Here is an 11,542-nt window from a genome sequence, read left to right on the forward strand (position 1 = left end):
CAGGAGTGCTGGCGCTGTCAGCGCTCCTTGCCGCTGGCGCGAATGCTCAGGAAGTGGTCGATGTGCGGATCGAAAATTACCGTTTCAACCCGCCCGAAGTCAGCATTCATGTCGGCGACACGGTTCGCTGGAGTAATCACGAAAAACGCACCAGTCATTCGGTGATCCTGCCGATTGGCGGCGTGCCGGAGTCGGAACGGATGTTTCCCGATGAAAGCTGGTCGTACCGCTTCGAGCGGGCCGGTCGCTACGAATACCATTGCGGCCCGCACCCGGAAATGACAGGGGTGATCCGTGTCGGCGAGTAGGCTGGTTGTTGCCCTGTGGCTAGCGTCCGCCGCAGCGTGGGCGGGCGAGCCCGATGCGGCCCGGCAGAAGGAGTTGATCCATCTGGTCCGCCAGGATTGTGGGTCATGTCATGGCATGACGCTGAAAGGCGGGCTCGGCCCGCCTTTGCTGCCGGATAACCTGGCCGAAAAGCCGGCCGAGGGGCTGGCCGCAACGATTTATTACGGACGCCCCGGAACGCCGATGCCGCCATGGAAGCAGTTCATGTCGGAAAACGAGGCGGACTGGATAGTGCAAAAATTGATGACGGCTTTTCCCGAGTGAGGGTGTGATGCGTCTGTTCCTATGTTTTCTGCTGGCCCTGTTGCTGAATGCCTGCGCGGCGCCCCAGTTGCGCGGTACCGGCGATCTCGGCCTGATCATCGAACGGGCCGCCGGGCGTGTCACCCTGGTCAATACCACGTTGCGTCAGCCGTACGCCCGGATCGACGGTCTCGGCGATCTTTCGCACGCCTCCGCCGTCTATTCGCGCGATGGCCGCTACGCCTATGTCTTCGGCCGCGATGGTGGGCTGAGCAAGATCGACTTGCTGGAAGCGAAGCTGGTCAAGCGCGTCATCCAGTCCGGCAACGCCATCGGCGGCTCGATTTCGCAGGATGGGCGCATCGTCGTCGCCCAGAACTACACGCCGGGCGGCATCAAGGCCTTCGATGCCGAGACGCTGGAATTGCTCTCCGAAGTGCCGGCCGAGTACGCGCCGGGCAAATTCTCCAAGGTGGTCGGCCTGGCCGATACGGCGGGCAACAAGTTCGCCTACGCCTTGTTCGAAGGCGGCGAAATCTGGGTCAGCGATTTTGCCAATCCGCGTCAGCCGACGACGCAGCGCTTCCCGGCCGGCAATCAGCCCTACGACGGCCTGGTGACGCCGGATGGCCGCTATTTCCTGACCGGCCTGTTCGGCGAGGATGGTGTCGCGATGCTCGACCTCTGGCAACCGGACAAGGGCGCCCGCAAGATCCTCGAAAAATACGGTCGCGGCGAGGAAAAGCTGCCGGTCTTCAAGATGCCGCACCTGCGCGGTTGGTCGGTGGCGCAGGGCAAGGCTTATCTGCCGGCGATCGGTCGCCATGAGGTGCTGATCGTCGATGTCGCGACCTGGAAGGAAGTCGGCCGCATTCCGGTGCGCGGTCAGCCGGTGTTTGTCATGGCGCGCCCGGACGGCCGGCAGGTCTGGGTCAATTTCGCTTTCCCGGACAATGGCAAGATCGATGTGATCGACACGCTGGCCGGCCAGGTCACGCACGCCTTCGAGCCGGGCAAGGGCATCCTGCACATGGAGTTCGCGCCGCGTGGCGAAAACGTCTGGTTATCGGCGCGTGACGACAACAAGGTACTGATCTACAACACCGAGAATTTCGCCAAACTGGGCGAGATCGCCGTGGACAACCCTTCCGGTATTTTCTTCACGACGCGCGCCGCGCGCATTGGCTTCTGATGGAAGACTCCTTCGACTTTCGCCTGCTCAACGACTTCCAGCGCGACTTCCCGCTCTGTCCGGCGCCTTTTGCCGAGCTCGCCGAGCGCCTGGGGATTGCCGAACGGCAGATATTGAGCCGCCTCGAAGCGTTGCGCCGGGCGGGCAAGATTTCCCGCGTCGGTGCCGTTTTCGCGCCGAAGCGGATCGGCGCTTCGACGCTGGCCGCGATGGCTGTGCCGCCGGCGCGCCTCGCCGCCGTGGCCGCCGCGGTCAACCGCTTTCCGGAGGTCAATCACAACTACGAGCGCGAACATCGCTACAACCTGTGGTTCGTCGTCACGGCCGCCAGCGAAGGGCGTTTGCAGGCGGCGCTGGGGGCGATTGAACAGGCCAGCGGTTATCCCTTGCTGGCCTTGCCGTTGCTTGAAGAATTCCACATCGATCTCGGCTTTTCGCTGTCCGGCAATGCCGAGAAACGCCCGGCCGCCGTCCAGGCCGTGCCGCCGGCCGCGCCGCTCGGCGAAGCAGAACGCCGCCTGGTTTCGGTGCTGCAGGAAGGCTTGCCGCTGTTTAGCCGGCCCTTTGCGCTGATCGCCGAGCGCGTTGGCAGTTCTGAGGAAGATGTTCTCGGCCACATCCGGCGCTGGCAGGAGGAGGGGGCGATCAAGCGTTTCGGCGTGGTCGTCCGCCATCACGAGCTCGGCTACACGGCCAACGCCATGCTGGTGCACGCCATCGCCGATGACCGGGTCAGCGAAATCGGCCGGGCGCTCGCCGAGGAACCGGCGGTGACGCTGTGTTATCGCCGGCCGAACCACCTGCCGGAATGGCCGTACAACCTGTTCTGCATGATCCACGGCCGCGAACGCAGCGAGGTCGAAGGCACCATAGCCGAACTGCGCCAGCGCCATGGCCTCGCCGATTGCGCGCACGACGTGCTGTTCTCGCTGACCCGCTTCAAGCAGAACGGGGCGCGCTATGCGTGAGCTGGATGCGGTGGACCGCCAGATCATCGATAAATTACAGGGCGGGTTTCCGCTCTGCGACCGGCCCTATGCCGAAGTGGCCGGCCGGCTGGGGATAGGCGAAGAGGAATTGCTGCAACGCCTGGAACGCCTGCTGGCCGACAAGATACTGACCCGCTTCGGGCCGATGGTGCACATCGAGCGGATGGGCGGTGCTTTCGTGCTGGCCGCCCTGGCCGTGCCGGAAGCGCGCTACGACGAAGTGACGGCGCTGGTCAATGCGCTGCCGCAGGTTGCCCACAACTATCGCCGCGAGCACACCTTGAACATGTGGTTCGTCCTCGCCACCGAAACGCCGGCCGGCATCGCCGACGCCGTGGCGCGCATCGAGCGCGATACCGGCCTGAGCGTGCATGCCTTTCCGAAAGAACGCGAATATTTTGTCGAAATGAAGCTGGCGGTGCGCGCATGATCGACGACCTCGACCGGGCACTGATCGTTGCCACCCAGGGCGGGCTGCCGCTGGTTCCGCGACCGTATCAGGCGCTCGGCGAGCAACTCGGCTTGCCGGCCGAGACGGTGCTGCGCCGCCTGCAGGGGCTGCTCGATTCCGGCGTCATTCGCCGCATCGGCGCCGTGCCCAATCATTACGCCATCGGCTGGACAGCCAACGGCATGACGGTGTGGGATGTCGCCGACGAGCGGATCGACGAACTCGGGGCGGCCGTCGGTGCCTTGTCTTTCGTCACCCACTGCTATCGTCGTCCGCGCGCTTTGCCGGCCTGGCCCTACAACCTGTTCGCCATGGTGCATGGCAGTTCGCGCGACGAATGCGCCGAAAAGGCGGCCGAAATTGGTCGTCTGCTTGGCGAGGCGTGTCGGAGCAGCGATATTCTCTATTCGACAAAAATCCTCAAGAAGTCCGGCCTGCGCCTCGCGACGTAACGGCAGCAAGCACTGGCCGTTCCGCCATGCCGAAAAGCAAAGAGCCCGGCTGAACCGGGCTCTTTGCATGACCGGGGGTAGTCCGCCTTAACCGGCGTCGGCGATCCGCTTGGCGATATGGGCCAGGGCTTCTTCGACCTGATCGATCAGGATCAGGCAGAGGTCGCCGGGCTGCAGACGGTCCAGGGCACTGTCGATGGCGATGAACTCGCCGGTGATCGCATCGATCTGCTTGGTCCGGCTGGCATGGGCCAGGCCCTGGCGGAGCAGGGCGATGACTTCGCCATCCTGGCGGCCGCGCTGGCAGGCGTCCTGATAGAGGATCACGTCATCGAAGGCATCGCCGAGGATTTCGGTCTGCTGGCGGATGTCATCGTCGCGCCGGTCGCCGGCGCCGCTGATCACCACCGAGCGGCGCTTGGCCGGCATGTTCTCGATGGCGCCGACCAGCGCCTGGATGGCATCCGGGTTGTGGCCGTAGTCGGCGATCAGCGTGGCGCCCTTGTAGTCGAACACGTTGAAGCGGCCGGGGGCGGTTTGCGCGTCGCTGACGAAACCGGCCAGGGCGCGCTCGATGACTTCCCAGTCGTAGCCGAGGGCCCAGCCGGTGGCGGTGGCGGCCATCGCATTCTCGACCTGGAAGCCGATCGTGCCATTGCGGGTCAGCGGGATATTGGCGAGCGGGATGCTGTGTTTCTTGCGTCCTTCGCCACAGATGATCGCGTCGCGTTCGACATAGACGACGCGCTTGCCCTGGGCGCGGTGCGTCGCCAGCACCGGGTTGGCCCGATCCTGGGAAAAGAAGATGACGTCTCCCTGGCAGTGCTGGGCCATGGCGACCACTACTGGATCGCTGGCATTGAGGACGGCCGTGCCTTTCGGGGCGACATTCTCGACGATGACGCGCTTGACGACGGCCAGTTCGTCGACCGTGGTGATAAAGTTGAGGCCGAGGTGGTCGCCGATCCCGATATTGGTGATCACCGCCACGTCGCACATGTCGAAGCCAAGGCCTTCGCGCAGCACACCGCCGCGTGCCGTCTCGAAGACGGCCGCATCGACGTCGGGGTGGAGCAGCACGTTGCGGGCACTGCGCGGGCCGCTGCAGTCGCCGTCGTCGGTGCGCTTGCCTTCGATATAAACCCCGTCGGTGCTGGTCATGCCGACCCGCAGGCCGTTGCTTTCGAAAATGCGGCCGATCAGGCGGCTGGTCGTGGTCTTGCCGTTGGTGCCGGCAATCGCGACAACCGGGATGCGGGCATTGTCGCCATCGGGGAAAATCATCCCGACGATGGCCTCGCCGACGGCGCGGCCCTTGCCGAACGACGGGTCGAGGTGCATGCGCAGGCCGGGCGCGGCATTGACTTCGACGATGCCGCCGCCCTGGTCTTCGAGCGGCTTCAACATCGTGTCGCAGACGACGTCGATACCGCAGATGTCGAGACCGACAGTCTGGGCGGCGGTGACGGCGCAGGCGGCGAGTTCCGGGTGAACGTCGTCGGTGACGTCGGTGGCGGTGCCGCCGGTCGACAGATTGGCGTTGTTGCGCAGGATGACGCGCGTCCCGCGCGGCGGCACGGTGCTCGCCTCCAAACCCTGCTCGGCGAGGCGGGCGAGGGCGATTTCGTCGAAACGGATCTTGGTCAGCGAGGTGGCGTGGCCGTCGGAACGGCGGGGGTCGCGATTGACGATATCGACCAGCTCGCGGACGGTGTGCACGCCGTCGCCGATGACCAGCGGCGGGTCGCGCCGGGCGGCGGCGATCAGTTTGTCGCCGATGACCAGCAGGCGATAGTCGTGGCCCGGCAGGTATTTTTCGACCAGGATGTCGTCGCGGAACTCGATGGCGACGCGGTAGGCGCGGCGGACTTGTTCCTCGCTCGTCAGATTGACCGAAATGCCCTTGCCCTGGTTGCCGTCGCGCGGCTTGACGACGATCGGCAGGCCGATTTCCTGGGCGGCGGCCCAGGCGTCGTCCTCATTCTCGACCGGCCGGCCGAGCGGTACGGCGACGCCGGCGGCGTGCAGCAGTTTCTTGGTCAGTTCCTTGTCCTGCGCGATCGATTCGGCAATGGCGCTGGTGAAACAGGTTTCCGCCGCTTGGATGCGCTTCTGCTTGCTGCCCCAGCCGAACTGGACGAGGCTGCCCTGCGTCAGGCGACGATAGGGAATGCCGCGTGCCACGGCGGCCGAGACGATGGCGCCGGTCGATGGGCCGAGGCGAATGTCTTCGTCGAGATCGCGCAGCTCCTTCAGGGTGGCGTCGAGGTCGAACGGCGTGTCGTTGAGGGCGGCGAGGCAGAGTTGCTCGGCGCGCTCGAAGGCCAGTCGGCCGACATCCTCTTCGGTATATTCGACGACGACCTGGAGAACGCCGCTGTCGACCGTCTGGGCCGTCCGGCTGAAGGTGACCGGGCAGCCGGCCTGGGCCTGCAGGCCGAGGGCAGCGAATTCCAGCGCATGGGCCATCGAGACGGTGTCGAGATGGTCGGCCGGGATCAGGTCGCCGAGTTCCGGGAAACGCTCGCGCAGGCGGGCTTCAAAGCCTGGCAAATTGGCGATGGCACATTCGGCATCCTGGCAGGTGACGATGGCTTGAATCGCCGTGTGCCGGCTCCACAGGTTGGGGCCGCGCAGGGCACGAATACGGGTAACGTCCATGACGCTGAATCCTTGTTATTTTCGGGTTGCCGCTTTGCGCGGCTTCTTGGCTGTCTGGGTGAGCAGCGAGGAGAGGGCCGGCAGTTCCAGACCATAGGTCTTGAGGCCGGTGCCGATCGCATCGAAGGTGATGCCGAGCGCCCAACCGGCGGCGACGGCGGCCAGAACGTTGGCGATGGTTTCCGGATCTTTCTGCTTGCCGATCACCGGTACGTCGCCGAGGCGGCACAGCAGCCAGGCTTCGTCATTGCCGGTGGCGACGGTGATCCGCCCCTCGCGGACGAAGACGCCGCGCTGGCCGGCGGCCAGGTGGGCGGCCAGGGCCGGGCAGGCCGGATTGGCGGCGAACAGGATCACTTCCCCGTCGCACAGTTCGGCGAGGTCGGCGACCACCGGGTCTTCGGCATTGAGCACGGCATAACCCTTGCTCAGCACGACATCGACCTGGGTGCGATAGGTGTTGCGGTAAGTCGTGTAGAACTCGCCGCCGCTCGGATGGACGTCCCAGCGCGCCAGATCTTCGGCGGCCTGGTCGATGTTGGTGACGATGCCGACCTGGCAGCGGTCGTAGGCCAGACCTTCGCCGAGAATGGTGCGGGCACCGTTCTCGATCACCGCCGCATCGACCGCGCGGTTGAGCAGCAGGCGATGGCCGGCCGTCCAGTTGGCGGCATCGGCCTTCTGGACGTGCCGCCGGTCGAGATGGACGCCGTCGCTGCAGGCCAGGCCGACGCGCTTGCCGGACATGTAAATCAGATGGGCGACCAGCTTGGCGACCGAGGTCTTGCCGTGCGTGCCGGTGATGCCGACCACCGGGATGCGGCCGTTTTCCTTTTCGCCGAACAGATTGGCGACAATCGCCTTGCCTACCGGGCGCGGCTTGCCGACGCCCGGGCGGAGGTGCATCAGCAGGCTGGGGCCGGCATTGACTTCGACGATGGCGCCGCCCTGGGCGGCCAGCGGCTTGGAAATGTCTTCGCAGACCAGATCGATGCCGGCGATGTCGAGGCCGATGACGCGGGCGGCGAGCGAGGCCAGGGCAGCCGTTTCCGGATGCACGTCGTCGGTGACGTCGAAGGCATGGTTGGCGTTGCGCTGGATCAGCACTTCGCGACCGCTGGCCGGTACCGCATCGGCGGTCAGGTTCTGACGTTCGAGTTCCATCCGGGCGGCGGAATCGAGGCGGATGATCGACAGCGGATGCAGTTCGGTCGGGCCGCGGCGCGGGTCGGAATTGACCTGGATTTCTATCAGTTCGCGGACCGTCGACTGGCCGTCGCCGGTGACCATCACCATGTCGCCCCGGTTGGCGGCGACCAGCTTGTTGCCGATGACCAGCAGGCGGTGTTCGGTGCCGGGCAGGGAGCGCTCGACGAGGACCGCGCTGCCTTCCTCGACGGCGATGGCGTAGGCTTTTTCGACTTCTTCACGGGTCTTGACGTCGATGAAGACGCCGCGCCCATGGTTGCCGTCGACCGGCTTGATGCACACCGGCAGACCGATGTCTTCGGCGGCGTCCCAGGCATCTTCGGCGCTGCGCACTTCGCGCCCTTCGGGGATCGGCACGCCGCAGGAGGAGAGCAATTCCTTGGTCAGGTCCTTGTCGCGCGAAATGGTTTCGGCGATGGCGCTGGTCCGGTCGGTTTCCGCCGTCCAGATGCGGCGCATCGCGGCGCCGTAGCCGATCTGCACCAGATTGCCGTCGTCGAGCAGGCGGATGGCCGGAATGTCGCGCTCGTCGGCGGCATCGACGATGCTGGCGGTCGAGGGGCCGAGACATTTGGAGTCGACCATGTCGCCGAGGTTCTCGACCGTGCTTTCGATGTCGAAGGGTGTGTCGTTGATCGCCGCCATCACCAGATCGCGGGCGGTGTACAGCGCGGTGCGGGTGACTTCCTCGTGCCAGGCGCGGACGGCAACCTTGTACACGCCACGCTCGGAGGTTTCGCGTGTTTTGCCGAAGCCGCCGGGCAGGCCGGCCAGGTTCTGCAATTCAAGCGTTACGTGTTCGAGAATGTGGCCGGCCCAGGTGCCTTCCTGAACGCGGCGCAGGAAGCCGCCGTGTTCCTGGTAACTGCAGCGATGCTCGACCAGCGAGGGGAGCAAGGCCGCGAGGCGTTCGTAAAAACCGGGAATCTTGTTGGAGGGAAAGTCTTCCAGTTCGCCGATGTCGACCCAGGCTTCGAGTACCGGCCGATAGGTCCAGATGTTCGGGCCACGCAGGGTAATGATGTCCCGAATGATGATTTCGTTTTTCTTCATGCTTGTTTCGCCCAGCTCCGTCGTTGGCTGTAGTAATTGTTGGGGCAGCTGACAATTATTAACGCTTTCGTCAGCGCCCGGCTGACTGCCGGCAAAAAAATGTTGCTGTCCGGCTGGCTGCGTTAGAGAAAGCGGTCGAGCAGCTTGCGGCTGTGGCGGTCGAGCTTGCCGATATCGCGAATCAGGAACTGGATGCCGTGCGTGTCGGCGATCATCAGCCGGGTTTGCGAAAGACGCCGGATGTCCTCCTCGCCCTTCAACACCACAGCGGCCTGGCCGCGGCTGGTGACGACCTGCCAGGTGCTCGGGCAGGCAAAGCTGGAGACCTCGACGATCTGCTCGATTTCCGGCACGAATTCGCGGCTGGCCAGCTCTTCGTCGACCAGCTGGCCGAGCGCCGGCGGCAGGCTGGCGATGCTGTCGATCCAGCCGACTTCGTGGCCTTCGGCGTTGACCAAGGCGATGCCTTCATCGGGTGCGGCAATCGGGAAGGCACGGACGGGAACAATGCCGACGTGGCGATCGCCGGTTGGGCTGGTCAGCACGAGTTGACCGTAGGCGTTGCGTTCCAGGGTGAAATCCGGCGTTGTCATTTGGTGTTTTCCTTGCTGGCCGTGTCACCGCCCCGGCGACTTTCCTGTTCGGTATCGACGTTGCGCGCCTGCGCCTGATAAAGCTTGTAGTAGTGGCCTTCGACCGCCATCAGGGCGTCGTGGTTGCCGACTTCGACGATCCGGCCGCGATCCATGACGACCAGCCGGTCGGCCTTCCTGAGCGTGGACAGGCGGTGGGCGATGGCGATGGTGGTTCGGCCGCGTACCAGGTTGTCGAGCGCCTTCTGGATTTCCTTCTCGGTTTCGGTGTCGACCGAGGAGGTCGCTTCGTCAAGGATCAGAATTTTCGGATTGATCAGCAGGGCGCGGGCGATCGAGATGCGCTGGCGCTCGCCACCGGAGAGGCCCTGGCCGCGTTCGCCGACCAGCGAATCGTAGCCGTGCGGCAGGCGCAGGATGAATTCGTGTGCGTGCGCGGCGCGCGCTGCGGCGATGATCTCGGCGCGGCTGGCATCGGGCTTGCCGTAGGCGATGTTCTCGGCAATCGTGCCGAAGAACAGGAAGGGCTCCTGCAGCACCAGGCCGATGTTCTGGCGGAATTCAGCGATCGGCACCGAGCGGACATCGACGCCGTCGATGAAAACCGCGCCTTCGGTGACGTCGTAGAAGCGGCAGATCAGGTTGACCAGCGTGCTCTTGCCGGAACCGCTGTGTCCGACGAGACCGATCATTTCGCCTGGCTCGATGACCAGATCGACATCGCGGGTGACGGCGCGGGTGCCGTAGCGGAAGCTGGCCTTCTTCAATTCGAGGCGGCCTTCGACTTTGCCCAGATGCACCGGGTTGGTTGGCTCGGGCACGCTGGAGACGTGATCCAGGATGTCGAAAATCCGCTTGGCGCCGGCCGCCGCTTTCTGGGTGACCGAGACGATGCGGCTCATCGAATCGAGGCGGGTATAGAAGCGGCTGATATAGGCGAGGAAAGCGGTCAGCACGCCGACCGTGATGTCGCCCTTGGAAATCTGCCAGATACCGAAGGCCCAGACCACCAGCAGGCCGACTTCGGTGAGCAGCGTGACGGTCGGCGAGAACAGCGACCAGGTCTTGTTCAGCCGGTCGTTGATCGCCAAGTTGCGGCCGTTGGCTTCACGGAAGCGCTCGGCTTCGCGCTTTTCCTGGGCGAAGGCCTTGACGACGCGAATGCCGGGAATGGTGTCGGCCAGCACATTGGTCACTTCGGCCCAGACGCGGTCGACCTTCTCGAAGCCGGTGCGCAGCTTGTCGCGTACGTAATGGATCATGTAGGCGATGAAGGGCAGCGGCACCAGCGTGACCAGCGCGAGCCACGGATTGATCGAGAACAGGATGCCGGCGGTCATCACGATCATCAGCACGTCGGTCGCAAAATCGAGCAGGTGCAGCGACAGGAAGACATTGATCCGGTCGGTTTCGGTGCCGATGCGCGCCATCAGGTCGCCGGTGCGCTTGCCGCCGAAATATTCGAGCGACAGGTTGAGCAGGTGTTCGTAGGTCGTCGTCCGCAGATCGCGACCGATGCGCTCGGAAACCAGCGCCAGGATGTAGGTGCGCAGCCAGCCGAGCAGCCAGGCGAAGAAGGCCGCACCGAACAGGCCGCCGAGGTAAAGGCTGACCAGATCCCAGTCGATCGGCTGGCCGTTCTGGAAGGGAATCAGTACCTTGTCCATCAGCGGCATGGTCAGGTAGGGGGCGACCAGCGTGGCGGCGGTGGATAGCAGGGTCAGCGAAAACCCGGCGAGCAGCTTCCATTTATAGGGACGGGCGAAGCGCCACAGGCGGAACAGCGTCCAGGTCGACGGCGGCGTCGAGATTTCGCGGGTGCAGATCGGGCATTCATCTTGCCCGGGTTCGAGCGGCGCCTTGCACTTCGGGCAAAAATCGTCGCTCAGGCGGACGATCGGCTGGCCGCTGACGAGACTTTTTACGTGCAGGTCGAATTCGGTGATGATGCGCAGGGCCGCGAGGTTGTGGCCGAGCGTGTAGCGCCAGCAGGCGAGGCGGCCCTGCTCGTCGACCAGTTCCAGCGTGCCGACGCCGGCGTGATCGAGATGGTTGAGATGGAGGCCGGCGCGCAGCGGCCAGCTCAGCCAGGCGCTGCCATCGGTGGCGCGGGCAAGCAGACGGCGGTCGGTGACGGCGACCAGGCCGCTGGCAAAGTGCAAACGGCTGTCGAGGTCGATTTCAAGCCAGGCCTGCAGTGTTTCGCCGTCCTGCAATTGGCCGTTGAGCTGTCCGGACCAGGTAGTCGGTAGCGTCGGTTCGCTAGCGATGGTGTTCGAGGCGTTGAGGGTCATTGAAAGAGTATATCGCAAGGGCCGGGTGCCTCTGTAACGCCTGAATTTTTCGGCGGT

General features: G+C 64.7%; 10 protein-coding genes. 6 read left to right on the forward strand and 4 right to left on the reverse strand.

The window, feature by feature from the left end; genetic code table 11:
• Window positions 1-5 precede the first annotated feature (5 nt).
• The 6 genes from ACLIKD_RS03515 (at window position 6) to ACLIKD_RS03540 (ending at window position 3,675) form a co-directional block, all read left to right on the forward strand.
• On the forward strand, window positions 6-308 hold the full coding sequence (locus ACLIKD_RS03515) for a plastocyanin/azurin family copper-binding protein (RefSeq protein ID WP_428827185.1): 303 nt from the start codon (window positions 6-8) through the stop codon (window positions 306-308).
• 115 nt (window positions 309-423) lie between these two features.
• Complete coding sequence (locus tag ACLIKD_RS03520) at window positions 424-612, forward strand: c-type cytochrome (RefSeq protein WP_428827186.1); 189 nt, start codon at window positions 424-426, stop codon at window positions 610-612.
• Window positions 613-619: 7 nt separating this feature from the next.
• Complete coding sequence (locus tag ACLIKD_RS03525) at window positions 620-1,783, forward strand: cytochrome D1 domain-containing protein (RefSeq protein WP_428827187.1); 1,164 nt, start codon at window positions 620-622, stop codon at window positions 1,781-1,783.
• Window positions 1,783-2,751, forward strand: a complete 969-nt coding sequence (locus ACLIKD_RS03530; protein ID WP_226418887.1) for an AsnC family transcriptional regulator — start codon at window positions 1,783-1,785, stop codon at window positions 2,749-2,751. Before ACLIKD_RS03525 ends, ACLIKD_RS03530 begins: the two co-directional genes overlap by 1 nt.
• Window positions 2,744-3,202, forward strand: coding sequence for an AsnC family transcriptional regulator (locus ACLIKD_RS03535; RefSeq protein WP_226418888.1), 459 nt, complete (start codon window positions 2,744-2,746; stop codon window positions 3,200-3,202). Before ACLIKD_RS03530 ends, ACLIKD_RS03535 begins: the two co-directional genes overlap by 8 nt.
• Entirely contained in the window at window positions 3,199-3,675 is a 477-nt protein-coding gene (locus ACLIKD_RS03540) for an AsnC family transcriptional regulator (protein ID WP_428827188.1), read from the forward strand. The genes ACLIKD_RS03535 and ACLIKD_RS03540 overlap by 4 nt, the downstream gene beginning before the upstream one ends.
• 87 nt (window positions 3,676-3,762) lie before the next feature.
• On the opposite strand, the gene cphA (ACLIKD_RS03545) is transcribed toward ACLIKD_RS03540, so the two are convergent.
• From cphA (ACLIKD_RS03545) to ACLIKD_RS03560, 4 genes are all read right to left on the reverse strand, one after another.
• Window positions 3,763-6,336: a cyanophycin synthetase gene (cphA, locus tag ACLIKD_RS03545; protein ID WP_226472655.1), complete on the reverse strand. Its 2,574-nt coding sequence runs from the start codon at window positions 6,334-6,336 to the stop codon at window positions 3,763-3,765.
• 15 nt (window positions 6,337-6,351) lie between these two features.
• Window positions 6,352-8,598: a cyanophycin synthetase gene (gene cphA / locus ACLIKD_RS03550; RefSeq protein WP_428827189.1), complete on the reverse strand. Its 2,247-nt coding sequence runs from the start codon at window positions 8,596-8,598 to the stop codon at window positions 6,352-6,354.
• A gap of 122 nt (window positions 8,599-8,720) precedes the next feature.
• The gene (locus ACLIKD_RS03555) at window positions 8,721-9,191 is read right to left on the reverse strand and encodes a DUF1854 domain-containing protein (protein ID WP_428827190.1); all 471 of its coding nucleotides are present in this window, start codon (window positions 9,189-9,191) and stop codon (window positions 8,721-8,723) included.
• The gene (locus ACLIKD_RS03560; RefSeq protein ID WP_226418893.1) at window positions 9,188-11,485 is read right to left on the reverse strand and encodes an ABC transporter ATP-binding protein; all 2,298 of its coding nucleotides are present in this window, start codon (window positions 11,483-11,485) and stop codon (window positions 9,188-9,190) included. The genes ACLIKD_RS03555 and ACLIKD_RS03560 overlap by 4 nt, the downstream gene beginning before the upstream one ends.
• Window positions 11,486-11,542 lie beyond the last annotated feature (57 nt).

The sequence above is a fragment of the Azonexus sp. IMCC34842 genome, assembly GCF_050368855.1.
GTDB lineage: Bacteria > Pseudomonadota > Gammaproteobacteria > Burkholderiales > Rhodocyclaceae > Azonexus > Azonexus denitrificans_A.